29 protein-coding genes are annotated in these 24,712 nt (G+C 40.8%); all 29 read right to left on the minus strand.

The window, feature by feature from the left end:
* Positions 1 to 1,092 (minus strand): protein-glutamate methylesterase/protein-glutamine glutaminase, encoded by a 1,092-nt coding sequence (locus BLL40_RS05920; protein ID WP_073710996.1) that lies wholly within the window; start codon positions 1,090 to 1,092, stop codon positions 1 to 3.
* The gene (locus BLL40_RS05925) at positions 1,089 to 1,979 is read right to left on the minus strand and encodes a MinD/ParA family protein (protein WP_073710997.1); all 891 of its coding nucleotides are present in this window, start codon (positions 1,977 to 1,979) and stop codon (positions 1,089 to 1,091) included. Before BLL40_RS05925 ends, BLL40_RS05920 begins: the two co-directional genes overlap by 4 nt.
* Positions 1,972 to 3,090, minus strand: coding sequence for a flagellar biosynthesis GTPase FlhF (flhF, locus tag BLL40_RS05930; RefSeq protein ID WP_073710998.1), 1,119 nt, complete (start codon positions 3,088 to 3,090; stop codon positions 1,972 to 1,974). The genes BLL40_RS05925 and flhF overlap by 8 nt, the downstream gene beginning before the upstream one ends.
* Positions 3,087 to 5,123 (minus strand): flagellar biosynthesis protein FlhA, encoded by a 2,037-nt coding sequence (gene flhA / locus BLL40_RS05935; RefSeq protein WP_073710999.1) that lies wholly within the window; start codon positions 5,121 to 5,123, stop codon positions 3,087 to 3,089. Before flhA ends, flhF begins: the two co-directional genes overlap by 4 nt.
* A gap of 22 nt (positions 5,124 to 5,145) precedes the next feature.
* Positions 5,146 to 6,225 carry a flagellar biosynthesis protein FlhB gene (gene flhB / locus BLL40_RS05940; RefSeq protein WP_073711000.1) on the minus strand — a complete coding sequence of 360 codons (1,080 nt, stop codon included), beginning with the start codon at positions 6,223 to 6,225 and terminating at the stop codon, positions 5,146 to 5,148.
* Positions 6,226 to 6,229: 4 nt separating this feature from the next.
* The gene (gene fliR, locus BLL40_RS05945; RefSeq protein WP_073711001.1) at positions 6,230 to 7,006 is read right to left on the minus strand and encodes a flagellar biosynthetic protein FliR; all 777 of its coding nucleotides are present in this window, start codon (positions 7,004 to 7,006) and stop codon (positions 6,230 to 6,232) included.
* A gap of 6 nt (positions 7,007 to 7,012) precedes the next feature.
* On the minus strand, positions 7,013 to 7,282 hold the full coding sequence (fliQ, locus tag BLL40_RS05950; RefSeq protein ID WP_073711002.1) for a flagellar biosynthesis protein FliQ: 270 nt from the start codon (positions 7,280 to 7,282) through the stop codon (positions 7,013 to 7,015).
* A 12-nt stretch (positions 7,283 to 7,294) separates the two neighbouring features.
* Positions 7,295 to 7,960 (minus strand): flagellar type III secretion system pore protein FliP, encoded by a 666-nt coding sequence (gene fliP / locus BLL40_RS05955; protein ID WP_073711003.1) that lies wholly within the window; start codon positions 7,958 to 7,960, stop codon positions 7,295 to 7,297.
* Positions 7,953 to 8,621 (minus strand): flagellar biosynthetic protein FliO, encoded by a 669-nt coding sequence (locus BLL40_RS05960; RefSeq protein ID WP_083566353.1) that lies wholly within the window; start codon positions 8,619 to 8,621, stop codon positions 7,953 to 7,955. The genes fliP and BLL40_RS05960 overlap by 8 nt, the downstream gene beginning before the upstream one ends.
* A 12-nt stretch (positions 8,622 to 8,633) precedes the next feature.
* Positions 8,634 to 8,999, minus strand: coding sequence for a response regulator (locus BLL40_RS05965; protein WP_073711004.1), 366 nt, complete (start codon positions 8,997 to 8,999; stop codon positions 8,634 to 8,636).
* Positions 9,000 to 9,023: 24 nt separating this feature from the next.
* On the minus strand, positions 9,024 to 10,205 hold the full coding sequence (gene fliY, locus BLL40_RS05970) for a flagellar motor switch phosphatase FliY (RefSeq protein ID WP_073711005.1): 1,182 nt from the start codon (positions 10,203 to 10,205) through the stop codon (positions 9,024 to 9,026).
* On the minus strand, positions 10,195 to 11,196 hold the full coding sequence (gene fliM / locus BLL40_RS05975; RefSeq protein ID WP_073711006.1) for a flagellar motor switch protein FliM: 1,002 nt from the start codon (positions 11,194 to 11,196) through the stop codon (positions 10,195 to 10,197). The genes fliY and fliM overlap by 11 nt, the downstream gene beginning before the upstream one ends.
* Positions 11,197 to 11,212: 16 nt before the next feature.
* Positions 11,213 to 11,662, minus strand: a complete 450-nt coding sequence (gene fliL / locus BLL40_RS05980) for a flagellar basal body-associated protein FliL (RefSeq protein WP_073711007.1) — start codon at positions 11,660 to 11,662, stop codon at positions 11,213 to 11,215.
* Positions 11,652 to 11,873, minus strand: a complete 222-nt coding sequence (locus BLL40_RS05985; protein ID WP_073711008.1) for a flagellar FlbD family protein — start codon at positions 11,871 to 11,873, stop codon at positions 11,652 to 11,654. The genes fliL and BLL40_RS05985 overlap by 11 nt, the downstream gene beginning before the upstream one ends.
* A 56-nt stretch (positions 11,874 to 11,929) precedes the next feature.
* Complete coding sequence (flgG, locus tag BLL40_RS05990; protein ID WP_073711009.1) at positions 11,930 to 12,718, minus strand: flagellar basal body rod protein FlgG; 789 nt, start codon at positions 12,716 to 12,718, stop codon at positions 11,930 to 11,932.
* 93 nt (positions 12,719 to 12,811) lie between these two features.
* A complete protein-coding gene (locus tag BLL40_RS05995) occupies positions 12,812 to 13,204 on the minus strand; it encodes a TIGR02530 family flagellar biosynthesis protein (RefSeq protein ID WP_073711010.1) in 393 nt (130 codons plus the stop codon).
* Positions 13,205 to 13,219: 15 nt separating this feature from the next.
* On the minus strand, positions 13,220 to 13,870 hold the full coding sequence (gene flgD / locus BLL40_RS06000) for a flagellar hook assembly protein FlgD (RefSeq protein ID WP_073711011.1): 651 nt from the start codon (positions 13,868 to 13,870) through the stop codon (positions 13,220 to 13,222).
* Between the two features lie 3 nt (positions 13,871 to 13,873).
* Complete coding sequence (locus BLL40_RS06005) at positions 13,874 to 15,142, minus strand: flagellar hook-length control protein FliK (protein WP_073711012.1); 1,269 nt, start codon at positions 15,140 to 15,142, stop codon at positions 13,874 to 13,876.
* A 53-nt stretch (positions 15,143 to 15,195) separates the two neighbouring features.
* Positions 15,196 to 15,825 carry a MotE family protein gene (locus BLL40_RS06010; protein WP_073711013.1) on the minus strand — a complete coding sequence of 210 codons (630 nt, stop codon included), beginning with the start codon at positions 15,823 to 15,825 and terminating at the stop codon, positions 15,196 to 15,198.
* 5 nt (positions 15,826 to 15,830) lie between these two features.
* Positions 15,831 to 16,277 (minus strand): flagellar export protein FliJ, encoded by a 447-nt coding sequence (fliJ, locus tag BLL40_RS06015; protein ID WP_073711014.1) that lies wholly within the window; start codon positions 16,275 to 16,277, stop codon positions 15,831 to 15,833.
* 7 nt (positions 16,278 to 16,284) lie between these two features.
* A complete protein-coding gene (gene fliI / locus BLL40_RS06020; protein ID WP_073711015.1) occupies positions 16,285 to 17,598 on the minus strand; it encodes a flagellar protein export ATPase FliI in 1,314 nt (437 codons plus the stop codon).
* 3 nt (positions 17,599 to 17,601) lie between these two features.
* The gene (gene fliH, locus BLL40_RS06025; protein ID WP_159434201.1) at positions 17,602 to 18,360 is read right to left on the minus strand and encodes a flagellar assembly protein FliH; all 759 of its coding nucleotides are present in this window, start codon (positions 18,358 to 18,360) and stop codon (positions 17,602 to 17,604) included.
* Positions 18,353 to 19,366 (minus strand): flagellar motor switch protein FliG, encoded by a 1,014-nt coding sequence (gene fliG / locus BLL40_RS06030; RefSeq protein ID WP_073711017.1) that lies wholly within the window; start codon positions 19,364 to 19,366, stop codon positions 18,353 to 18,355. Before fliG ends, fliH begins: the two co-directional genes overlap by 8 nt.
* Before the next feature lie 11 nt (positions 19,367 to 19,377).
* On the minus strand, positions 19,378 to 20,952 hold the full coding sequence (fliF, locus tag BLL40_RS06035) for a flagellar basal-body MS-ring/collar protein FliF (RefSeq protein ID WP_073711018.1): 1,575 nt from the start codon (positions 20,950 to 20,952) through the stop codon (positions 19,378 to 19,380).
* A 37-nt stretch (positions 20,953 to 20,989) separates the two neighbouring features.
* A complete protein-coding gene (gene fliE / locus BLL40_RS06040) occupies positions 20,990 to 21,295 on the minus strand; it encodes a flagellar hook-basal body complex protein FliE (protein WP_073711019.1) in 306 nt (101 codons plus the stop codon).
* A 13-nt stretch (positions 21,296 to 21,308) separates the two neighbouring features.
* Positions 21,309 to 21,761 carry a flagellar basal body rod protein FlgC gene (gene flgC, locus BLL40_RS06045; RefSeq protein ID WP_073711020.1) on the minus strand — a complete coding sequence of 151 codons (453 nt, stop codon included), beginning with the start codon at positions 21,759 to 21,761 and terminating at the stop codon, positions 21,309 to 21,311.
* Positions 21,758 to 22,144 carry a flagellar basal body rod protein FlgB gene (gene flgB, locus BLL40_RS06050; protein ID WP_073711021.1) on the minus strand — a complete coding sequence of 129 codons (387 nt, stop codon included), beginning with the start codon at positions 22,142 to 22,144 and terminating at the stop codon, positions 21,758 to 21,760. Before flgB ends, flgC begins: the two co-directional genes overlap by 4 nt.
* Before the next feature lie 351 nt (positions 22,145 to 22,495).
* Positions 22,496 to 23,278, minus strand: a complete 783-nt coding sequence (gene codY, locus BLL40_RS06055; RefSeq protein WP_073711022.1) for a GTP-sensing pleiotropic transcriptional regulator CodY — start codon at positions 23,276 to 23,278, stop codon at positions 22,496 to 22,498.
* A gap of 19 nt (positions 23,279 to 23,297) precedes the next feature.
* Complete coding sequence (gene hslU, locus BLL40_RS06060) at positions 23,298 to 24,686, minus strand: ATP-dependent protease ATPase subunit HslU (RefSeq protein WP_173799907.1); 1,389 nt, start codon at positions 24,684 to 24,686, stop codon at positions 23,298 to 23,300.
* Between the last annotated feature and the right edge of the window lie 26 nt (positions 24,687 to 24,712).

Consider the following 24,712-nt stretch of genomic DNA (forward strand, 5'->3'; position numbering starts at 1 on the left):
TCACCTCTTATCATTTAGGTACTTAACAATCGTTGCGGCAATTTCATTGACTGGCACTATTTCATCAACAAGATGTGTGGCGACCGCCGCTTTTGGCATGCCATACACGACGCACGTTTCTTTCGATTCTGCAATGGCTTTGACCACGCCTGTTTCTTTTAATTTAATTAAGCCGTCTGCACCATCTGTACCCATACCTGTCATGATCACTGCGATTTTTTCAACACGATGGATTGCTGCTGCAGAGCGAAACGTCACATTAGCAGCTGGACGGTGTCCACCTTCTGGATTTGTTTGATCAAGTGTTGCAACAATAGATGAACCGACTTTTCTAAGCTTTAAATGATGGCCGCCTGGTGCAATATAAGCCGTTCCTTTTCGTAAAATTTCTCCGTCTTCCGCTTCTTTGACGTGTATGTCCGACAACGAATCAAGTCGATCAGCAAGGGACTTTGTAAAACCTGGCGGCATATGCTGTACAATCACAATGGGAGCCAAAAGCGCAGCGGGAAGTTTCGTTATAACATGATGCAATGCACGAGGACCACCTGTTGATGTAGCAATGAGCACAAGTTTATTCCCTTTTTTATTTTGAGAAGGAAGGACCATACGATCTCTCGAATCCGGATTGGTCTGAACAAACGATTCGATGACGGCCGATTTTGCTGCTATTTCAGGCTTCATGCTAATATTTGCTTTTGCTGCAGCAAGCACTTTTTCAATTAATATATCTTTAATTTTGTGAAGGTCTAGCGATATCGTCCCCGATGGTTTAGCAATAAAATCGACAGCACCCATTTCCATTGCTTTTAATGTCGTATCCGTTCCTTCTTTTGTTAAACTCGAAAGCATGACAACAGGACACGGCTGTTTGTCCATAATCAATTTCAAAGCTTCCAGTCCACCCATTTCCGGCATCTCGATATCAAGCGTAATGACATCCGGTTTTAACTCTAGTGCTTTTTTGACGGCATCGTACCCATTTCGTGCAGACGCAATCACTTCGATGTCAGGATGCTCAGATAAACATTCAGAAATCAGCTTTCTCATAAATGCAGAGTCGTCTGCAACAAGAACTTTTTTTGATTTCATCGGCTGTCCCTTCTTTCTGTAAAAAAGCGCCGCAATTTATCGACGAAACCTGTCGGTTGATTTTCTTCATTCACAGGCAAACCTGCATACTTCTTTACAATGTTATCAAATGCTGTTGAAACACGCGCTTCCGGATATAGAATCATAAACGGCTGTCCGGCTGTGACTGATTTCCGAATAACATTGTCTTCCGGAAGTGAACCAAGAATGGTCGGGCTGACATGCATAAATGTCTCCATCGTATGCTTAAGGCGCCCCGCTGTTTTCCATCCTTCTTCTGCAGATTCAGCCCGATTGCATATTAAATAAAAAATTTTTTCCTGATCACGTAAATAAATAAATTTCATCATAGAATATGCATCTGTTATCGCTGTTGGTTCTGGTATTGTGACCATTAACACTTCTTCTGCGGCATGCAAAATATTTAAACTTTCTTTTGATGCACCCGCGCCCATATCAAACAATAAGTAATCATAGTCTTCAATAAGTTCTTCAAGAGCATGAATCCACTTTTCCATATAAGATTCATCCCACTCAAATAGTTGAGCGGCTGCTGAACCACCATGAATGAAAAAAATCCCTTCAGGTCCAGGCTTGATCATACTCGCAAGCGGTTCCCCTTTTATAAAAAAATCTGCAATAGAATGTCCAGGATCTTTGCCTATCAAATGATATATATTACCCATACCGATATCCATATCAAACAACAACACTTTTTTACCTAGTTTAGCGAGTCCTACAGCAAGGTTCACTGAAATATTGGTTTTTCCAACACCACCTTTCCCACTAACAATAGCGACTGTTTTTGCACGGCTTCTTTTCATTCTATTGATTTCAGCCGCTTTTTGCCTAATTTTTTTTCTGAGTTCTTCCGCTTGATCATTCATCACGTGCACCCTCGAATAATGATTGAACAATGTCTATAGTCATTGTTTTTTTAATATCATCTGGTACATTTTGACCATTAGCGATAAATATTGTACCTACTTTGTAAGTATACATTAAATTCACAATTGTGCCCTTAGTTTTTGTTTCATCTACCTTCGTAAAAATAAAACCATCTATTTGAACCGTTGTGAAATTATGAATGACTTCTTCTAAATCTTCCTGTTTTGATGCTGCACTTAAAACAAGATAAGAACGAGACTCTCCATTTTTCTTCAACATCATGCTCTGTAAATCGTCTACATATTTTTTCTCACGATAATTGCGACCGGCTGTATCAATAAATAAGACATCATATTTTACAAGTGAATGAAACGCTTCTTCCATATCACTTCTTGAATAAGCTACTTTAAATGGGACATTTAGAAGACTTGCATATGTTTTCAGCTGCTCAATAGCCCCAATCCGGTATGTGTCCGTTGTAACAAATGCCACCTTTTTTTCTTCATCAAGCACTTTTTGCGATGCAAGTTTTGCAATTGTCGTCGTTTTTCCGACACCTGTCGGGCCTAGTAAATATATGTATTTTGCCATTTCTTCGTTTACTGTAAGGCAAGGTGACAAACACTCCGTAAGAAATTCTATCGTCCACCTGCGTACGTTTACAATCGTTGCCTCACTTCGTTCTTCTTTCCATTTTATCAAAAGATATTCCGCTGTCATTTGGTACAACTCATCAGATAACCCTTGCGTTTTTAATTGCTCAAGTATCGGCCGCAATGCATCCGGATATAAAAAATCAGCCTGCTTTGATTCTTTTAACTGTCGAATCATTTGCTTCATTTCCAGCATTTCTTTTTTAAATTCAGTAGGCAGCGGTGGCGGCTGTTGAATGAATGCCGAAGCAGGCTTTGCATCTAGTTTTTTTTCTACGGTTTCTATATAAGGATCTATTGCTGCAACCACTTCAATATTTTTCTTTTTAAACAATCCAAAAACGCCACCTATATATACTGTTTTCGATTGTAAAATAACCGCTTGTGGGCCAAGTTCAGCACGCACCTTTTTCATGACTGCTGGCATAGATGGCGCCCTGTATTTTTTTATTTTCATTCAATTGTCACCACCCCTGTACTCTGGACTTCTACACTCGGTTCAAGCTCATTATAAGATAAAACAGGTATTTGCGGAAAATATCGCTCTAGCAGCTGACGCACATACATGCGGACTGCCGGTGAACAAAGAATAACTGGTGACTGTTGCATAAATGATGCCTGTTCTACTTGCTGAGCTGTCGCTTCTAAAATACGCTGTGAGTCATTCGGATCGATTGATAAGTAATTCCCATGTTCTGTCTGCTGTACACCATCTGCAATTAACTTTTCAATTTGGCCTGATAATGTAATAACATTTAGCGAGCCTGTGTCACCTGCAAATTGCACCGTAATTTGACGAGCAAGAGCCTGGCGTACATATTCTGTTAATAAATCTATGTCTGATGTCATTTTGCCAAAGTCAGCAAGCGTTTCAAAAATAATCGGTAAATTACGGATTGATAAATTTTCTTTCAATAATTTTGCCAGCACTTTTTGTACGTCACCGACCGAGAGTGGGTTCGGTGTAACTTCATCAACTAAAATAGGATACGATTCTTTCAGATGGTCGATCAATTGCTGTGTTTCCTGACGGCCGAGCAATTCGTGTGCATATTTTTTAATGATTTCTGTTAAATGAGTTGATACAACACTCGGAGGGTCAACAACGGTATAACCGAAAATTTCCGCTTGTTCTTTTGCATCTTCTGTAATCCATTTTGCAGGAAGTCCAAAAGATGGTTCAATCGTATCAATTCCTTCAACCATATCGTCTTCTTCACCTGGGCTCATCGCTAAATAATGGTCTAACAGCAATTCGCCTTCCGCTACTTCACTTCCCTTTATTTTCATCCGATATTCATTTGGCTGCAACTGAATATTATCGCGAATGCGAACGACCGGTATAACAAGACCAAGTTCTAATGCTAGCTGCCGTCGGATCATGACGATACGATCAAGCAGGTCACCACCTTGATTCGTATCCGCGAGTGGAATAAGTCCGTAACCAAATTCAAATTCAATTGGATCAATGGTCAATAAATTCACGACAGACTCCGGACTTTTCAATTCATCTGTTTCCATCTCTTCTTCTGAAGGCACTGGGTCATCAAATTCTTTGTTTGGTAATCGGGAAGTCATATAGCCGATTAGCGCAAGTCCTATTGCTATCGGGATCGTTAAAATATCGTTAATCGGTGTTGCAAGCCCCAATAAAAAGATCGTGCCTGCTGCAATATAGAGCATCGATGGGTAACGAAGAAGCTGAGTGTTTATATCTCCACTGAGGTTGCCTGTCGATGAAGCACGTGTCACAACGATCGCAGTTGCTGTTGAAATGAGAAGCGCCGGAATTTGTGAGACGATACCGTCGCCAACTGTTAAAAGGGAGTAACGTGCTGCGGATTCTCCAAAAGACAATTCTTGTTGCATGACGCCGATCACAATCCCAACAATCAAGTTAATAATAACCATAATAATTCCGGCAATCGCGTCCCCTTTAACAAATTTCGTCGCACCGTCCATTGCTCCATAAAAATCTGCTTCACCGCTCACTTTTTCGCGCCGTTCACGCGCCTGAACTTCTGAAATCATACCAGCGTTTAAATCAGCATCAATACTCATCTGCTTACCAGGCATCGCATCGAGTGTAAACCGGGCCGCCACTTCTGATACACGTTCAGCACCCTTAGTAATAACAATAAACTGAATAATAACGAGTATGAGGAAGACAACCATCCCAACTATAATATTTCCGCCGACGACGAATGTCCCGAATGTCTCGACAACGCCTCCTGCCTCCCCGTTACTTAAAATGGAACGCGTTGTCGACACATTGAGACCAAGACGGAATAATGTCAACAGCAAAAGCAACGAAGGAAACACAGAAAATTCAAGCGCTTCTTTCATATTCATCGAGATGAGCAAAACGAGCAGCGCAAGAGAGATATTGATAATAATAAGTATACTTAATAGCCATGTAGGCAGCGGCACGATAAGCATGGCTACAATTAAAATGACTCCGAATAAAACAGAGAGGTCTCTCGCTTTCATTTTTTTCTCTCCCAACAAAAAATTACACTTTATTTTTAATACGATAAACGTAAGCAAATATTTCTGCGATCGCTTTAAAAAATTCTTCCGGCACCGTATCCCCGATCTCCGTTTGATCGTGAAGCGCGCGAGCGAGCGGCCTATTTTCAATCAGTGCCACGTCATTTTCTCCCGCAATCAGTTTGATTTTTTGCGCAATGAAGTCTGTTCCTTTCGCAACGACATACGGTGCATCAAGTTTCGAATCATCATATTTTAACGCAATTGCATAATGCGTTGGATTCGTGATCACAACATCTGCATCCGGCACTTCCTGCATCATACGGCGCATGGCCATTTCACGCTGCGTCTGGCGTATGCGTGATTTAATGAGCGGGTCTCCTTCTATGTTTTTATGCTCATCTTTAATATCCTGTTTGGACATACGTATACTTTTTTCAAAATCAAACTTTTGATATAAGTAATCCAGCACGCCGAGTACAAGCAATGCTGCTGCTGCGACAAGTCCCATCTGCACGGTTAATGTCCCAACGAGCGGAAGTGTATCTTCAATCGGCTTCAACGCAAGTTTCAATACATCTTCTTTATTGTTCCATAGAATAATAAAGGCCGCAGTTCCCACAAACCCAATTTTCAATATGGACTTTAACAGTTCCACAATGGCCCGCATAGAAAAAATTCGTTTAAACCCTTTAATCGGATCTAATTTTTCAAGTTTCGGTTTAATCGGTTCACCGGTTACAAGCCAGCCGACCTGTGCATAGTTGGCCAGTACTCCCGCAAGAACCGCCGCACCCATAAAAGGACCTAGTATCCATGCGCACTGCTCCATAATTTCAAACACAATCGTCTTTAAATTCGCTTCAGTAACAGACATAAGCATGTAATATTCAACAGAGTGCTGAAACATCTGATAAATATTTCGGCCTATCGACGCCCCAAAAACCGATAAAAACCCAAATAATACGAGCAGGCTGACCGCTGTATTTAAATCCTGGCTTTTCGTTACCTGTCCTTTTTTACGGGAGTCCTGTTTCTTCTTCGGTGTCGCTTTTTCCGTTTTTTCTCCCGCGAAAAATTGCAGATTCAGTTTCAACAGCATCGTGCTATCCGCCTCCAAAAATCGTCATTAAATCACGCATTGTCTGTAGCATAATTCCAAACAAGTCGCGTACTAATGTAAAAATAACACCGAGGACAATAAAAACAACAATAAAAGCAACACCAATTTTAAGCGGAAACCCAACAACGAAAATATTGAGCTGGGGGACCGTCCGGGCGACGATACCAAGCATAACATCGGTCAAAAACAATACGGCAACAACAGGCATTGACATTTGAAACGCTATGATAAAAACAGCATTAAATGTCCTGGCCATATAATAAGCTGCTTCTCCATTCCCAAAGGGCAAGTACATTTGATCGATCGGAATAAATTCATAACTATAAAAAATTCCGTCTAATATAAGGTGATGGCCATTAAGCGCCAGTAACATGAGCAGTGAAAACATATATAAATATTGTCCCATTAACGGGCTCTGGGCTCCAGTCTGCGGGTCAATAACATTCGCGATAGCAAACCCCATCTGAAAATCGATAAATCCACCAGCAATTTGAATCGCAGACAGAATGATAAAGGCGGCTAACCCTATTAATAATCCAGTCATTGCTTCTTTCAAAATGAGCAATAAATATTCACCATTTATTTCAAGCGGACTCGCATCTATTGAATAATACATTGTCCATGAAAGCACAAGTGCAAAAGCGATCCGGTGCTGCGCCGGTATCGTACGATAGGAAAAGAGGGGCATCGTCACGAAAAATGCTGACACACGCACGAGAATAAGTAAAAATACGGAAAGATTAGGAGTTAATTCACCCATCTGCCATTACCCAACAAACCTCGTTAAATTTGTGAAAATGTCCATTGTATATGTCACAATGCGCGATAGCATCCATGGTCCAAAAAAAATCATCCCAACAAGAACAGCCACAATTTTCGGAACGAATGCCAATGTCTGTTCTTGGATTTGCGTTGTTGCTTGAAAAATACTAACTGCAAGACCGATCCCGAGCGCAAGCAAAAGGAGTGGTGCGCAAACGATAATTGTTGTATAAACCCCTTTTTCAGCAAGGGAAAGAACCATCTCTGTATTCATTTTTTCACCTACCTAAAAGCTTTGCAGCAGCGACTCAATGACGAGATACCAGCCGTCGATCAGTACGAACAATAAAATTTTAAATGGCAACGAAATCATTACTGGCGGGAGCATCATCATCCCCATTGACATGAGGACACTTGCAACAATCATATCAATGACGAGAAACGGAATGAACACCATAAACCCAATCTGAAAAGCCGTTTTAATTTCACTTAATGCAAATGCTGGTACAAGCGTGGTAAGTGGAATATCCTCAATCGATTCCGGCTGTTCCGCCTGCGTGTAATTCAAAAATAATTCTAAATCCTTTTGCCGCGTATGAACGCTCATAAATTCCTTAAATGGACCGCTCGCCAATGTATAAGCTTCTTCAAGATTAATTTCTTCGTTAAAAAGAGGCGTCAATGCCTCATCATTTACTTCCTGCAAAACAGGCGACATAATAAAAAAGGTCAAAAAGAGCGCGAGACCGAGAAGCACTTGTGTCGGCGGCATTTGCTGCGTTGCAAGCGCCGTTCTTACAAACGACAGCACGATAATAATACGCGTAAAACAGGTCATTAAAATTAAGATACTCGGCGCCACCGACAAAACAGTCAGCATTAATAGCAATTTAACAGACGTAGACACACTTTCAGGTGAGCTTGAATTAAAAAATCCCATGAATTCATTCATCTTTATTCTGCTCCCCATCTGTTATATCTTGAATAGCTTGTCTGCGGCTTTTTTTCAGATCAGCCATTTTCCACTCTAATTCCTGTTTAAAATCAGATGATCCAGACGTTTGTTTCTTTCGTTCCACTTGTGTCTTTATTCGATTAAGGATATCAGAAGGATGCACCATCATGTCCAATTGCTCTTCGTAGCGGGTAAGCAGCTCATTTCGTTCTTCCTCATCCTCAATCTCTTTTAACAAGGCCACATTTTCACCGACACCAAGAATAAGCACACGACCGCCCACTTTAACAACCTGCACGGATCGACTCCCCCCGAGCGCGGTACCGCCGAGATGACGAACAGTATGATTTTCTTGATACGTGCGGCTTTTTTTATTAATAAAACGCAATAAAAAATAAAGAAGCGCTACAACGAAAACAAGCGCCGTGATCATTCGGACGACATCTAAAAATCCTATTCCAACTGGTTCACTTGTAATTTGTGAATTCGCTTCTGTTTTCCTATTGTCTGCTGGTTCTTCTTCTGCACATAAGTCGTGATTTTCAATACATTCTTTCACATTCGAATTAAATGGCTCTGCCGAGGCAATCAATTGATTGCCAGAGAACAGAGCCATTGCGAATAAAATGGGCATTATCCATTTTAAAAATAAGTTCACATGATCACACCTTTATGAAGATAACACTTTAGAAATGGCTTCAATCACACGATCCGCCTGGAATGGCTTTACAATAAAGTCTTTTGCACCGGCTTGAATCGCATCAATGACCATCGCCTGCTGACCCATTGCCGAACACATAATCACTTTTGCTGCAGCATCTACTGCTTTAATTTCCTTTAATGCAGCAATTCCATCTTTTTCGGGCATTGTGATATCCATTGTGACAAGATCTGGTTTTAGTTCAACATATTTTTCTACCGCCTGTGCACCATTTTCTGCTTCACCAACTACTTCAAAGCCATTCTTCGTTAAAATATCTTTAATCATCATGCGCATAAACGCTGCATCATCTACAACTAAAATTCTACTAGCCATTGTTCCTGTCCCCCTGTAAAAAGATTAATTTAAATTTTTCAATCGATCCGCTGGACTTGCAATATTTGTAATCCGCACACCGAAATTCTCTTCAATAACGACAACTTCGCCTTTTGCCACTAACCGTTTATTAACCAGTACGTCTACCGGCTCACCTGCTAGCTTGTCCAATTCAATAATTGAGCCTGATGTCAATTCCAGTATATCTTTGACAGATCGATTGGTTCGGCCCAGTTCAACGGTTACTTGCAACGGAATATCAAATAACATATTCAAATTGCGTGCTTCCTGTTCACCGAGTTGCGGTGTGTCAAAGGACGAAAAGACGGCTGTTTCCACGTTGACCGGCTGCTGCTGTCCAATTGAAGAACCACCAATACGACGCGGTTCTTCTGATTCCCGGACTGGCATTGACAGTGTCTGATGAACAGGTTGTGCAGCCGGCTCGGGAGTTGCTCTTGAAGCCTGTAACTGCGGCGGCTGAAGTAATGCCTCTTGTTCTTCTTGTGGAGGATCCATAAGTTCCATTACAAGCTGCTTTCCGAATTGCAGCGGAATAAGCTGCATAATATTCGAGTCAATTAAATTTCCAACCTTTAAACGGAATGAAATTTTGATTAAAAGTTCCTGTTTCGGAATGCTATTGCTTCCTTCTCCCTCATTCAAATTCAAAAGCGTAATAGATGGAGGTGAAATATCTATTTTTTTATTAAAGATGGATGACATCGCTGTTGCCGCCGAACCCATCATTTGATTCATTGCTTCTTGAACCGCGCTCAATTGCAGTTCACCTAGCTCTTTGGCCACGTCTACACCGCTACCGCCCAACATTAAGTCGGCAATAATTGCTGCATCATCCTGATGAATGACAAGCAAATTCACACCTGTAAATCCTTCTGTATATTCTACTTCAATCGCCGCATAGGGATGAGGGAATTCATCTTTAAGTCGACTTTCTTCTATGACCGTAACCATCGGCGTTGTAATTTCTACTTTTTGGTTCAGTAATGTTGATAACGCTGTTGCTGAACTGCCGAATGAAATGTTGCCAATTTCACCAAGCGTATCTTGCTCGAAATGATCTAAGTATTCTTCTATACCGTCAATCGTACTTGTTTTTGGCTGCATGAGATCCTCTATTTCGTCGTTGCTTCCTTTTAACAATGCATCAATTTCATCCTGAGACAGCATATCATTACTCATCATCGTTGTCCCCTCCTTTCATGTAACCAAGTACTTGCACAGCAACTTTTCGGTTTACTCGACCTGGCTGTGCCGTAAATTTCGGAACACTTCCCACTTTTACTGTAAGTGGGGCATCAATTAATGTATTTAATTCAATAATATCGCCTTCTGCTAATAATAGAAATTCCTCAATCGTAATATCTGACTCGCCTAGTTCTGCAATAACTGGCAAATCCGCTTGTTGGATCCGCTTCTCCAAACTTTGAATGTCTTCCGGGCTGTGTTCTTTACTATCTGGATTTTGCATCCAGTATTGAACAGAAAGCTTCGGAATAATGGGTTCGAGTACGACGTGCGGGATACAAATATTAATCATACCGGTCGTGTCACCAATCGTCGTATTTAACGATATGACTACGACCGTTTCGTTCGGTGACACCATCTGTAAAAACTGAGGGTTCACTTCAAAATCTGTGGCGATTGGGTCAATCTCCACAATATTTGCCCATGCTTCACGATAATTTTCAAACGCATGGTCAAACATATTCGACATAATTCTCGTTTCGATTTCAGTTAAATTCTCAATTTTATTTACACTGACTCCGCGCCCCCCTAAAAGACGATCAAGCATCGAATAGGCAATATTTGGATTTACCTCCATTAAAATACGCCCTTCAAGCGGAGGGACTTCAAATACATTTAAAATCGTTCGATTAGGAATGGAACGAATAAACTCTTCATATGGAATCTGATCTGCAGATACAACTTCGACGTGGACGTACGTTCTAAGCTGTGCAGCAAAAAACGTTGTTAATATACGGGCAAAATTGTCATGCATTCTCGTTAAACTCCGAATTTGATCTTTCGAAAAGCGCAGTGCACGTTTAAAATCATACACTCTCACTTTCTTTTCTGCTTCTTCTTTTTTTAGTTCTTCTGCATCCATTTCACCCGTTGAAAGAGCGGAAAGAAGCGCATCAATCTCATTTTGAGATAAGATCTCTCCTGACAAATATGTCCCCTCCTATTTATTGAATAATGTATGAGGTGATATAAACGGCTTCTACTTCTCCACCTTTCATAATACTATTCAGCTCGCTTTTAAGCATCTCGGTTAGTTTTTCTTTACCAGCCTCACCTTTTAAATCTTCTGCCGTCATTTCCGAAAGTTTTTTGATGATGATATTTTTCGCTTGGAAGTCACGTTTTGTCATTTCTTCCATTGCATCAACACTGTCGGTCTGTATTTTAAATGAAATACGAATAAAGTCATCTGATGCCAAATTCGTCGTCATTTCAGGCATATCGACCGAAGCTGCAAGAACGTCATCAATGTTGAGCTCTTCTTCAACCGCATTGCCTTCAGATGATTTTAGTATCATGACAACTGCTATTGTCCCAGCGAGTAAGATAACAGCCATCACGATCATCATAATCATCATCATTTTATTTTTCGATTCTTTTTTTTCATTCTCCATCTTCGTCCTCCTCTGCCTTTACTTTTCCGAGAAGCGCAATACGCATATAAAATGTTTCAACGTTTGCCGTCACTTCTTCATGCGATTCTCTCACAACATATTTTTTCCCATTTGTGAGCGTAATCGTCGTATCTGGAAAACTTTCAACCGTTTCTATGTATATAGCATTGAGCGAAAACGTCTTGCCATTGAGTCGTGTCACAGTAATCATATATTATCAAGGCTGAGGTGCACCCCAGCTCCTCCTCACTTTACATGATCTAGTTACTAACGTTTCATACTCATCAATTCCTGCAATATTTCATCCGACGTCGTAATAATACGTGTATTCGCTTGAAAACCACGCTGCGCAACAATCATCTCCGTGAACTCTTCTGAAAGATCGACGTTTGACATTTCTAGTGAACCTGGTGCTATTGTCCCTCTACCATCTGCACCTGGCAAACCAGTTTCAGGTGCTCCAGAGTTATCCGTTACTCCATATAAATTGGACCCTACTTTTCTCAGGCCTTCCGGATTCGGAAATTTAGCGATTTCTATTTGCTGACTTGTATCTAATGTGCCTCCATCCATATAACTTATTGTTCCATCCGTACCAATGCTAAGACTCGTAGCGGTCGTTGGAATATTGAATGTCTGTCCTGCTTCACCCATATAAAAACCATCCGAGTTAATAAGATCCCCGTTTTCATCCATGTAAAAATTACCTGCTCTTGTATAATACGTGTTTACGCCATCATTTACTTGAAAAAAGCCATCACCACTGATCGCCAAATCTAGCGTACGACCCGTCGTTTGTGTAGAACCTTCTGTATGAATCGTATCAATGGCAGAAAGTTGAGCGCCTAAACCCACTTGCTTCGGGTTCACCCCTCCGCGTCCTCCGCCAGTTGGTCCATTGGCACCAGCAATTTGCTGTGATACTAAATCTTTAAAAACAGCACGACCTTTTTTAAATCCGTATGTGTTTACGTTTGCGATGTTGTTACCGATCACATCGAGTTTCGTTTGGAAGTTTTTCATTCCGCTAATTCCAGAGTACATTGAGCGTAACATAAATTTGTTTTCCCCTTTCGAATATCGTCTGCGTCATTCGGTCGGCAGACGGCTAGGCTTCCTTTTCGGTCCAGCCTAGTGTACATAGCTCGATTATACGTGGTCCATGACAATTGTGCCGTTGATGTTTGTGAATATTTGTGATCGTGCTTCTTCTCGATTCATCACAGTGATCACTGTGTTGTTTTTGGCGCTGGCAATAAGCGCTGCATCTTTTAACAATACGAGTGAATCTTTCACTCCTTTTGAACCGGCTTCGGCAAGCTTTTCACCGATTGATTGCCATTGATCACTGCTAATCGCAATACCACGTTCTTTTAAACGCTGTTCTGCATGTTTTGAAATGATTGGTTTTGAACTGGTTGACATGACTTTTTCAAGCGTCTCACCAAATGAAACCGATGATGAAACTTTTTGATCAACGTTTTTTTTTACTGGTGCAAACGGGTACATGGGTCCTGTAATAATTGAATTTACGGGTTTCATCTGTTCTTCACCCACCTATTCAATCTTCGTCAAGCTTGACGCTGCGATTTTTTCATCATTCATCAGTTGAAGCCATACTTGTCCATCTTTCATGGACACAGACCTCACTGTGGCACTCTGTTCACTACCCTCTGCTCCCCATGTAACTGTACGTCCGATCAAATAGCTTGCTTCGACTAGTTCATTTGAACTAATCACACTGCTGCCGCCTGTTCCACCACCAATAAGTTCAGAGATATTACCTGGTTCAAGAACAGTGCTATCTGAAAGTGTAAATTGAACACCTATGCCGGTAAATTGGATTGAAGCGACGGTTCCTGTCCCTGTTTCCACAATCGGTTTACCATCATCATCTTTTTCTTCCGTCATTTTATGCCAGACCACATCTTTCCCTATAAAGGACTGGTAGTTAATCATTTGTGATGCTTGTTGCGTCTGCGCCATTTCTTCAATCATCGATGTCATGTTAACCATTTGCTCAAGTGTTGTAAATTGTGCCATCTGTGCAATGAAATCTTTATCTTCCATCGGGCTGAGCGGATCCTGATTTTGAAGCTGCGTCATCAGTATCTTCAAAAACTCATCTTTGCCAAGCTCGCTGTTGCCTGTCTGTTTCTTCTGGGCCTGGTTATTGGCTAAATAAAGAGAGGGATCAATTTTCGACATATCTTACACCTCGATCTCTATATGTGTTAAAAGTTCCGCAAACGAACCACTTTCTTCTTCCGTTACTTGATTAGCTTGCCGTTGATCATTTTGTTGTTGTTGTCCATTTTGACGATCTTGTTGATTGTTTCGATCGAACATTTGCTGTCTCATCTCCTGGTTGGCTATTTCAATCTTCTCCACATTGACATTTTGCTGACCAAATGCCTGTTTCAATTGATGGGCATTTTGCTCAAGCAACTCTTTTACTGCTTGCGTCGATGATAATATTTTCGCCGTTATCACGCCATTTTGCTGCAATAGTTCAATACGAAGCGTACCAAGTTGTTCTGGGTAAAGCTTAATCAATAATTTTGTCCCATTGGGCGTTTTCATCAGATTTGAATGGCCAAGAATTCGCGTGAATTTCTCGATAAATTGATCCATATTCATTGGACGCGGGGCAGTTTTAACACTCATTGCAACCTGTTCTATTTTCGTCATTTGATGAACGACGGGATTGAGTGCATCCTGGCCTAAACCCGGTCGTACCGTTACAGTATCAACTTTCGGCTGCGTGGCTGGCTGGTTGCTGATTGCCGCCGAGTTATAGTGTGCATACGCTGTTTGCATCGTTATTTGATGTGTAGAATTCATTTGCACGGTTTCCTTTTGCAGCATGGAGGTTGCCTGCTGTAATGCGGATTGCAATAATTTAGATGTCTGTTCTGCTGGTTGATGTTGCCCTGTAAATTTCTGAATAATTTTCGCCGCTTTCATCAACATAACAGCGGCCTGTTTATCGCTTTCCTTCACAATTTGTGGTGCATTAGCTGCAATTAACTGCACGGTTGATGCAAGTTGTGCGACTGGTACTGTTTCCGGCAACTCTTTCATCGTTTCCTCATTTGCAAATAAAGAAGCCATTTGCTGAATGGATGCCATTATTGTTTCAACATCCGCTCCAAGAATAAGTGCAAGTTCCTGCATTGTTGGCATATCACCATCTTTGAGAAGTTGTTCTGCCATTTCCACAAGTTTCGGATCCATGTCTGGAATATCCATAAGCGACTCGACTGGCTTCGCGAGCGCTCCAAGTACAGCGATAAAGTCAGCTTCTGGCCCAATTTCGGCAGCCACTGCTCCGAGGATGGTTTCAGATTGAATCGATTGCTGTATAGTGCCGAGTATTTGTTCAAATCCTATTTCCGATGTCTTTTGAACTACATTTGAACTTATTTCTGCTGGAATCGATGCACCAGGTAAAGCGATTGATCCAAAAATAGCCTGCATCTTTTCACACCTCTTTTCGCTACCTATTATCTCATAAATATCCTTATTTTTCTTCATTCATTCGACAATATTTTTGTATATTCAGCGGCAGTTTCTGCGGGTACTTTTTCAAGAACATCTGCCTGTTTCTCGATGCTTAGCTGCTTTAAAAGATCAACTGCTTCTGCATCAGTCATATTGACAATAATGCCAGCAATGTTTTTCGCCCCCATTGTTTCATATGTTTTAATGAGCGTATTTGTCTTTGTTTTAGCTGTGGTGCTTTGATCTCCCCCCTCTTCTTGCTGTTGTTGCTGCAATTGCTTTAATTCTGAATTTAAACGGTCCTGCTCAGTCAATAGATCTTCAATTTCTGTTTCATTGTCTGTCAATTTTCCTTGTAAACGTTCAATTTCAGCTTCTTTATTTTTTATTTCCGCCTGTAATTCTACTATTTTCTCTGTATCTTTTTTTCCATCCTGTTTAACAGCCGTACCAGTCCATTCCGAAACGTAAGGAATACTATTTGCCACTTCTTTCGTTTTCTCAAATACATTTACTCCAGCAATCGTCATCACAATGAGTGCAATTGTCATGGCGAATAAAAGGGGAATAAATAAAACGAAGATAATCCATTGAAATGTGCTGTATCCTTGCTTTTCTTCCGCTTCTACAGCTCGTGCTTTCCTTTTTTTTCTGGCCATTTCATTCACCTGATCTTTCGGTTCATAAATTGGATAGAAGATAACTCGTCCATTTGTTTAGCTTCTTCCACGTTCAACCATTTATGATAAACTGCTAAATCTTTTGTACGAATTTTTCCGTATTTTTTCACTTCAATATTCTTTTCTTTTAGTTGCTGCTCGCACCATTGCATTCTTCCTCTGGCTGTAATAACGACTTGTTGCTGCTGTTCGATTAGCTTTTCAAGGTTATTAATAAATTGTTGATAATGTTGAATTTCTAGAACAGAAAAACCCGTCTTCATTTTTTGCTCCTGCACGTCGATCAATTCTTCTTTTTTCTTCAGCAAGTCGTATAATTTTTCCGCTTCTATTTCAAATTGTCCGACTGCTTCCCGATAAACACTCTCTGATTCTTCTTTTTCCCGTTCACGCAACTGCAAGATATTATCAAACTTATAATGATAGCCCATTTATTAATCAGTCCCCTTTATCTGCCAGTTGAACTAATCCAGATACTGTTTCTTCTAATGTTGATTTTTCATCTGTCCGCTGCTTTAAAAAAGAAAGAATCGGCTGGTAATTTTGAATCGCCCGATCGATTTCCGAAGAAGATCCTTTTTTATAAGCTCCGATGTTAATTAAATCTTCAGCGTTTAAATACGTATTTAACGAATCGCGTACGGCAAGGGCTGAATCATAATGACTACGGTCCACAATGTGCGGCATTAGACGGCTGACACTTTTCAATACATTAATGGCTGGATATTGTCCTTTATTCACAAGTTCTCGGTCAAGTACAATGTGCCCGTCTAAAATTCCCCGCACTGCATCCGCAATTGGCTCATTCATATCATCACCGTCAACAAGAACTGTGTAAAAAGCTGTAATCGTGCCATTTTCATTTGTTCCCGTTCGCTCTAATAACTTTGGCATGATGGCAAAAACAGAAGGTGTATACCCTTTTGTGGCTGGCGGTTCACCAACAGCCAGACCGATCTCCCGCTGCGCCATGGCTACGCGTGTCACAGAGTCCATCATAAGCATTACATTGAGCCCTTTATCGCGAAAGTATTCCGCAATCGCTGTTGCTGTAAAAGCTCCTTTAATACGCATGAGTGCTGGTTGATCTGACGTGGCAGCGACAACGATCGATTTTTTCATTCCTTCTGGTCCAAGATCGCGCTCAATGAATTCACGAACTTCACGGCCGCGTTCACCAATCAACGCGATGACATTTAAATCAGCATTCGTATTACGGGCAATCATACCGAGCAATGTACTTTTGCCAACACCACTCCCCGCAAAGATACCAACGCGTTGCCCTTTTCCAACTGTCAGCATCCCATCAATAGCCCGTACGCCCACTTCAAGTTTTTCATGAATGGGTGGTCTTGTTAGTGGATTAGGCGGTTCAGCTTCTGTTTCAATGGACGTCATCATACGTGGAAGCACGGTATCATCGAATGGTTCACCAAGCGGATCAATAATCTTCCCAATAAGCGCTGGTCCTGCTTTAATCATAAGCGGGTGACCGAGCGATTCTACAAGACTCCCCGGTGAAATTTCATTCATATTTGTATATGGCATTAAAATAATCATTTCATCTTTAAAGCCCGTGACTTCTGCCATAATAGTCTTCTTTCCATCTTTTGACCGAATGTAACAGATGTCGCCGACAGAACTTTCAGGTCCTTGTGATTCAATCATCAAACCGACGACTCGCTTGACCCGTCCATATCGTTTAAATGTATCGATAGTTGGAATGATGGCTTGCAGTTCACGTGCTTTCATCGCTTATTCCCTCTCCAGTATGTCAAATAATGTTTTCCTTAGCTGCTGCAGCTGTGCATCAAGACTCGCATCAATTCGGCCGCTAGCAGTTTCTATAAAGCAAGCCTCTTCTTCCGCTTCTTCATTCGGGAAAATATAACAATTAACTCCACCTGGAAATAATGCTTCAATTTCATCTTTCTGTGACATAACAAATGAATATCGAGCAGGGTGGACATGTATTTGCACTTCTTTTTGTTCCCTTACTTCCTTAATAGCTGATTTTACGATACTCATAAACAATTCATCATTACCTTCTAGCTCCGTCTTAAGAATTTTTTCCGCACAGACGAGAGCGAGATTAAGGATTGTTTGTTCAGATCGTTCAACATTTTTTTTATACTCAACCTTAGAGGAAGCAACCGTTGATTTTGCTTCTTCAATCAGCGAATTCATATCACGGTAGCCAGATTCACGGCCTTCTATAGCACCTTGCTCAAAAGCAGATTGATAAGCTTCTGTTTGAATTTTCTCTTTTTCCCTTTCCCAGTTCGACTGCCACGCTTCTGCTTCTTCCATAATGCGCTTTTTCTCGGATTCTGCCTGCTCAATAATAGACTGGGCTCTTCCATTTGCTTCTTGTATAACAGCCAATCGTTCGTGCTCATAATCTGGCGTTGCTTCTTCCTCGATCTCATAGTCTGTGTGTATCGATTTAATCCCAATTACACGTTTCAGATCTTCTGTTGATTTCATATGGTTCGGACGAATGACTCTAGACAATAATGTCATCTCCCCCACCACGGGCAATGATGATTTCTCCTGTGTCTTCAAGTCGTCGAATCGTTGCTACAATACGTGACTGTGCCTCTTCTACATCACGTAGACGAACAGGTCCCATATATTCCATTTCCTCCTTAAATGTCTCAACCATCCTCTGTGACATATTTCGGAAAACAACTTCTTTTACTTCGTCACTTGATACTTTCAATGACAATAACAAATCTTCATTTTCACAGTCGCGGATGACACGCTGAATCGAACGATTGTCAAGCGTAACAATATCTTCGAAGACGAACATCCGCTTCTTAATTTCTTCCGCAAGCTCCGGATCTTGAATTTCAAGCGCATCAAGAATCGTTTTCTCCGTCGCCCGGTCAACACCATTTAACACTTCAACAACTGATTCTACGCCGCCGGTCTGCGTGTAATCTTGCGTGACGGTTGAGCTTAATTTCCGTTCTAATATTGCTTCTACTTCATTAATAATTTCCGGCGATGTACTGTCCATAATCGCAATCCGCTTCGCTATATCCGCCTGCACTTCCTGTGGGAGCTCAGACAAAATCTGACCAGCCTGCTGGGGATCAAGATAAGACAAAATGAGCGAAATCGTTTGTGGGTGCTCATTTTGTATAAAATTTAAAATTTGTCCGGCATCAGCTCGCCGCGCAAAGTCAAACGGCCTAACTTGCAGCGACGATGTAAGTCGATTAATAATGTTTTGCGCCTGCTCCTGACCAAGCGCTTTTTCAAGCACTGTTTTCGCATACCCAATTCCACCTTGGGAAATATAATCCTGCGCCAGAGCAATATTGTGAAACTCTTCAAATACCTCTTCTTTTATTTCCGTATCGACTTTTTTTACACCAGAAATTTCAAGCGTTAGCCGCTCAATTTCTTCTTCAGATAAATGTTTATAAATGGAAGCCGAGTAGTCCGGTCCGAGGGAAATAAGCAGGATGGCAGCTTTTTGTTTCCCAGTTAGTTTTTTCTCTCTTGCAGCCATTCGTAATCCTCCTATTCCTCAGATAGCCATGTACGTAATAGTTTCGCAAATTCTTCTGGCTTTTCTTTTGCCATTTTTTCAAGTTGCTTGCGTCGTGTACTGCCTTCTGTTTCTGTTAATATATCTTCTGTTTCGACTGCCAGCTCTTCTTCAAATTCTTCCTCTTCTTCCGCTCGCCGTCTTCTAACCATCATAAACACAAGGACGCCGATAATTAAAAGAAGAACACCGCCGATTACATATATCCACCATGGAATGGCACTGCTTGTTTCTTCTTCAAATGTAATTTTCCCATTGAAAGGCTGAACGGAAACAGCAATTTTTTCTTCTAATGCTTGATCGGTTAAATCCACATTGTATCCTTTATCGACGGATGTACGGATAATCGTGCCAAGCATTTGCTGGATATCATCAATATTCTGTTGTGGTAATGATTCTGGATCATCTGCTGTAGGGGGCTCGACCATTACTTGAATGCCAAGGTCACGGATTTTATAAGGGCTTTCTGTAATTTGGCGACGAATACGATTCACTTCGTTATTGATTGTTTCTTCATTTCGTTCATAATCGCCAGTTCCATTTGCTCCTGCCATGTACGTAGTAGCTGTATCTCCCGCTTCTTCTGCCTGCGGAGGACCGCCAGCATTTGCTGCATCTCCTGTAAACGTCTCCGTAATACGCTGTGCGCTAATCTGGATGCCTTCCATGTTTTCTTCATCAACCGGCTCAACGAGGTTTTCTTCTCTATTTTCCTGAGTAAAATCTACATCAGCTGTAACAGACACAACGACTTTGTTCTGCCCCATCAATGTGCCAAGCATACTTTGCACTTGACGCTGAATGTCACGTTCAATTTGCTTTTTGACAGCCATTTGCTGTGCATATCCATCGCCTGCAAAAGAACTCCCGCTTCCTTCCAAATCGAAATATTCGAAGTTCTGGTTCATAATCACAATATTTTCAACAGGGAGATTCGGCACGCTTTTTGATACGAGATGATAAAGGGATTTAATTTTCTTTTCACCAAACTCATAGCCTGGATCCGTATTTAACACAATAGATGCTGATGCCTGTTCCGCTTCTTCTGTTACAAAAAGTTGCTGCTGCGGAAGGTTAATCATGACATTGGCTTTTTTTACCCCATCAATACCCTGAATTAATTGGCCAAGTTCTGTTTGCATCGCATCAAGCTTCAGCACATTAAACTCATTATCTGTCATACCAAATCCTGCATTTTGACTAAAAAAGCTGTAATCGATCGTACCAGCTTGTGGCAGTCCTTCTGCAGCAAGATCTACTTTTATCGTATTGACCGCTTCTTCAGGTACAAGAATCGCTGTCCCACCTTCCGTAATTTCATAAGCGATTCCCCGTCCCTCTAGATTTTCTTTAACAGCACCTATTTCAGAAGGCGATAATTCACTGTACAGAGGGGCCATCGTTGTTCTCGTCGTAAAAAAAACAAGAAACGACAGTGCGATTACAAAAAAAGTAAATGCACCGACACCAATTGCTTTTTGTTTCCTCGAGCGGCTTTCCCAGTATTCTTTTATTTTACCTAGCTGCTGTTTTATATTTTCGTTCATCCCAATCCCCCGGTTGCCTCATTGCTGTATATATGTATTAAATTTGCATACGCATGATTTCCTGATACGCTTCTACAGCTTTGTTTCGCATTTCTATCGTTAATTGCATCGTGATGCCTGATTTTTGCGCCGCAGTCATCACTTGATGAATATCAACGTTTTCGCCTCTAATCATTTTATCCGTCATCGTATTAGATTCCACTTCTGTTTTCATAACATCATTCAATGAATCTTTTAAAAAGTTAGCGAACTTTTGCTGTGCTTCGTACGGTGTTGAGACTTTTTTCAAAGATCCACTTTGAATCAAATTCGGTGAGACTACATGTAACCCTTCAATTGCCATTTAGTTTCTCTCCTTATTTTCCAATTTCAAGTGCTTTTGTCATCATTGCTTTAGAAGCATTAAAGACTGTAATATTCGCTTCGTAAGAACGGGTCGCGCTCATTAAATCAACCATTTCACGAAGCGGATCCACATTTGGCATACTTACATAGCCATCTCCATTCGCATCTGGATGCTCCGGGTCGTAAACCATTTTAAACGGCGTCTCTGTATCTTCTACAATTTTCGTTACTTTCACACCATTGCCCATTTCCTGCCGGTTTGCCGCCATATTAAGATACGAAGCAAATGATCCTTCTTTCGGCTGTAAAATGACGGATTTCCGCCTATATGGCTGCCACTCACCATCCACTAAGTTAGCCCTCGTTGAATCGATATTGGCCATATTAGATGAAACGACGTCCATGCGAAGCCGCTGAGCTGTTAAAGCAGAGGCCGTGATATTCATTCCATTAAACATGCTTATCTGCCTCCTCTAATCACATTTGACAATGATGAAAACTTGGAACTGAGACGATCCGTTAACGCGTTATAATAAATTTGATTGGCCGCCAGATCCGACATTTCTTGATCAATATCTACATTATTTCCACTTTCATTATATGATAGATTTTTTTTCGCAATAATTGTCCCGTCTGAAGAGTATGTAAACACAAAATGACGATCATTCGTACGATTTGCCTGTAACAAATCTGTTTTTTTTCTCAAGGCTTGTTTAAAACTTACTTCTTGAGATTTATAATTTGGTGTATCAACATTGGCAATGTTATTCGCAATTGCCTTTTGTTGCATTGAGGCATAGTTTAACCCACGCTCAAGAGAGGTTATTGAACTTGAAAAGAGATTCAACACTCATCACTCCATCTTTCATATTCGGTTGATCAATAATACATATACTTTTAAAAATATAACACATAAGGAAATTTTCGACACGTTTCTTTACAAACTTAACAATTCCTTCTTCAAAATAACATAATTATCTTTTTATTGTTAAATTTTCATTTATTATATCATAATAACAATACCATAAAAGATAATTTTCCACATGAGCCTTTGCAAAATCAACAATAAACTTTCACAAATATACATTTATTTTGCTATGGATATATTTTCATCTTACCTCTTATTCCCAATATTTATCAAATATTTTTGCACATAAAAATATCGGTAGCCAATTGGCTACCGATGAAGTCATTTCAATTATTTTGATTTTATTTTTTCCAATTCCATTAAGAATTTATTATTCAATACTTTAATGTAAGTACCTTTCATACCAAGTGAGCGTGATTCTATAACACCTGCACTTTCAAGCTTACGGAGCGCATTAACAATAACGGAGCGGGTAATACCAACTCGATCTGCAATTTTCGATGCAACAAGCAACCCTTCTTTTCCGTCTAATTCTTCAAAAATATGCTCAATTGCTTCTAATTCACTATACGAAAGGGAGCTAATCGCCATCTGTACCACGGCTTTGCTTCTTGCTTCTTCCTGCATTTCTTCTGCTTTTTCACGTAAAATTTCCATGCCAACGATTGTTGCACCATATTCAGCCAAAATAAGATCCTCGTCTTGGAAATCCTCTTCCACGCGTGATAGCACTAGTGTACCGAAGCGCTCACCTGCACCAATAATGGGCACAATCGTTGTTAAACCTTTTTCGAATAAGTCTTTGTTTTCAACAGGAAATGCTGTATATTCACTGTTTATATCAAGATTAGATGATGTTTCTGTAATATTAAATAAATTTTTTGTATACTGTTCTGGAAATTGACGTTCCTCCGTGAGTATTTTCTTCATACGCTCCGTTTCAAGTTGCCGATAAAGGCTGTAACCGAGTATTTTGCCACGGCGGCTGACGACAAATATATTGGCATCGATGACGTCCGACAACGACTCAGCCATTTCCTTAAAATTCACTGATTTTCCTGCAGCATTTTGAAGCATTTTATTTATTTTTCTCGTTTTACCTAAAAGGTTCATGTTGTTGCTCCTTCGCAAGTTATAAAATAAATTCACTTAAATCCTTATTTTGTGAAATCGCTGATAATTTTTCATCTACGTATTGTGGTGTAATCGTTATTTGTTCAAGCGTCACATCCGGCGCTTCAAATGACAAATCTTCCAGCAATTTCTCCATAATAGTATGGAGGCGGCGTGCACCAATATTATCCGTTTCTCCATTTACATGAAAGGCTATCTCTGCAAGACGTTGCACAGCATCATCTGTAAATTCCACATGGATTCCTTCTGTCTCAAGTAACGCTTTATATTGCTTTATAAGAGCATTGTCTGGCTCTACTAATATGCGGACAAAATCATCTGTTGTTAATTTTTCAAGCTCTACTCTAATCGGGAAACGCCCTTGAAGCTCTGGTATTAAATCAGACGGTTTGGACATATGAAAAGCACCCGCTGCTATAAATAAAATATAATCTGTTTTTACCGTACCGTATTTCGTCACAATCGTCGAACCTTCAACGATCGGTAATATATCGCGCTGTACACCTTCACGAGATACATTCGCTCCTGACTGCGATCCGCCTTTCACAGCAATTTTATCTACTTCGTCAATAAATATAATGCCTGTTTGTTCTGCACGGTTTAACGCTTCTTGTGTCACTTCATCCATGTCAATCAGCTTTTGGGCTTCTTCTTGCTCTAACACAGGACGGGCATCCTTGACTGGTAGCTTTCTTTTCTTTTTCTTTTTAGGTATTAATCCCCCAAGAGCATCTTGCATATTCATCCCCATCTGTTCCATTCCCGAGCCTTGAAACATATCAAACATAGAAGGTGGCTGTTCCTCTATCTCTACAGTGATAACTTCATTTTCCAATTCACCCGCTGCAAGTTTTTCGGCCACTACACGGCGCTTTTCAAAAAGGGACATATCTTCTTTCGTATTATCGGTTTCAGCTGGTTGTTCTCCCGTTCCACCAAACAGCATTTCAAACGGATTCTTTACAGATGCTGTTTTTTTTCGGGACGGTACAAGCAATTCGACGAGACGGTAGTTTGCAGCTTCTTTGGCCGGTTCACGCACCGCATTCATTTTTTCTTCTTTTACTAAACGGACAGCTGTTTCAACGAGATCACGTACCATTGATTCTACATCGCGGCCGACATAACCTACTTCCGTAAATTTCGTTGCTTCCACTTTAATAAACGGCGCGCCTGCAAGCTTAGCCATACGTCTTGCAATTTCTGTTTTCCCGACACCAGTCGGACCGATCATAAGCATATTTTTGGGGATGACTTCATCCCGGAGAGCTTCTTCAAGCAAACTACGACGGTATCGGTTTCGCAGTGCAACAGCCACCGCTTTTTTTGCTTCTTTCTGGCCTACAATATATTGATCAAGACGTTCTACGATTTGACGCGGCGTCATTTCCAGTGCATTACTTTTCATTTCCC

This window comes from Domibacillus mangrovi, from assembly GCF_001906925.1.
Classification (GTDB): domain Bacteria; phylum Bacillota; class Bacilli; order Bacillales; family Domibacillaceae; genus Domibacillus; species Domibacillus mangrovi.

Coding starts and splice junctions, on each gene's coding strand:
- flgG (WP_073711009.1), bottom strand. CDS start 12,718: ATGTTACGCTCAATGTACTCTGGAATTAGCGGAATGAAAAACTTCCAA.
- fliQ (WP_073711002.1), bottom strand. CDS start 7,282: ATGAATACAGAGATGGTTCTTTCCCTTGCTGAAAAAGGGGTTTATACA.
- BLL40_RS05965 (WP_073711004.1), bottom strand. CDS start 8,999: ATGGCTAGTAGAATTTTAGTTGTAGATGATGCAGCGTTTATGCGCATG.
- BLL40_RS06010 (WP_073711013.1), bottom strand. CDS start 15,825: ATGGCCAGAAAAAAAAGGAAAGCACGAGCTGTAGAAGCGGAAGAAAAG.
- BLL40_RS06005 (WP_073711012.1), bottom strand. CDS start 15,142: ATGCAGGCTATTTTTGGATCAATCGCTTTACCTGGTGCATCGATTCCA.
- flhA (WP_073710999.1), bottom strand. CDS start 5,123: ATGAAAGCGAGAGACCTCTCTGTTTTATTCGGAGTCATTTTAATTGTA.
- fliR (WP_073711001.1), bottom strand. CDS start 7,006: ATGGGTGAATTAACTCCTAATCTTTCCGTATTTTTACTTATTCTCGTG.
- fliI (WP_073711015.1), bottom strand. CDS start 17,598: ATGAAAGCACGTGAACTGCAAGCCATCATTCCAACTATCGATACATTT.
- fliL (WP_073711007.1), bottom strand. CDS start 11,662: ATGGAGAATGAAAAAAAAGAATCGAAAAATAAAATGATGATGATTATG.
- BLL40_RS05920 (WP_073710996.1), bottom strand. CDS start 1,092: ATGAAATCAAAAAAAGTTCTTGTTGCAGACGACTCTGCATTTATGAGA.
- fliE (WP_073711019.1), bottom strand. CDS start 21,295: ATGGCAATTGAAGGGTTACATGTAGTCTCACCGAATTTGATTCAAAGT.
- fliJ (WP_073711014.1), bottom strand. CDS start 16,277: ATGGGCTATCATTATAAGTTTGATAATATCTTGCAGTTGCGTGAACGG.
- BLL40_RS05925 (WP_073710997.1), bottom strand. CDS start 1,979: ATGAATGATCAAGCGGAAGAACTCAGAAAAAAAATTAGGCAAAAAGCG.
- fliG (WP_073711017.1), bottom strand. CDS start 19,366: ATGGCTGCAAGAGAGAAAAAACTAACTGGGAAACAAAAAGCTGCCATC.
- fliP (WP_073711003.1), bottom strand. CDS start 7,960: ATGAATGAATTCATGGGATTTTTTAATTCAAGCTCACCTGAAAGTGTG.
- flhF (WP_073710998.1), bottom strand. CDS start 3,090: ATGAAAATAAAAAAATACAGGGCGCCATCTATGCCAGCAGTCATGAAA.
- BLL40_RS05985 (WP_073711008.1), bottom strand. CDS start 11,873: ATGATTACTGTGACACGACTCAATGGCAAGACGTTTTCGCTCAATGCT.
- flhB (WP_073711000.1), bottom strand. CDS start 6,225: ATGCTGTTGAAACTGAATCTGCAATTTTTCGCGGGAGAAAAAACGGAA.
- flgD (WP_073711011.1), bottom strand. CDS start 13,870: ATGTCGAAAATTGATCCCTCTCTTTATTTAGCCAATAACCAGGCCCAG.
- fliF (WP_073711018.1), bottom strand. CDS start 20,952: ATGAACGAAAATATAAAACAGCAGCTAGGTAAAATAAAAGAATACTGG.
- fliY (WP_073711005.1), bottom strand. CDS start 10,205: ATGATGAGTAATGATATGCTGTCTCAGGATGAAATTGATGCATTGTTA.
- codY (WP_073711022.1), bottom strand. CDS start 23,278: ATGAACCTTTTAGGTAAAACGAGAAAAATAAATAAAATGCTTCAAAAT.
- hslU (WP_173799907.1), bottom strand. CDS start 24,686: ATGACGCCGCGTCAAATCGTAGAACGTCTTGATCAATATATTGTAGGC.
- BLL40_RS05995 (WP_073711010.1), bottom strand. CDS start 13,204: ATGAAACCCGTAAATTCAATTATTACAGGACCCATGTACCCGTTTGCA.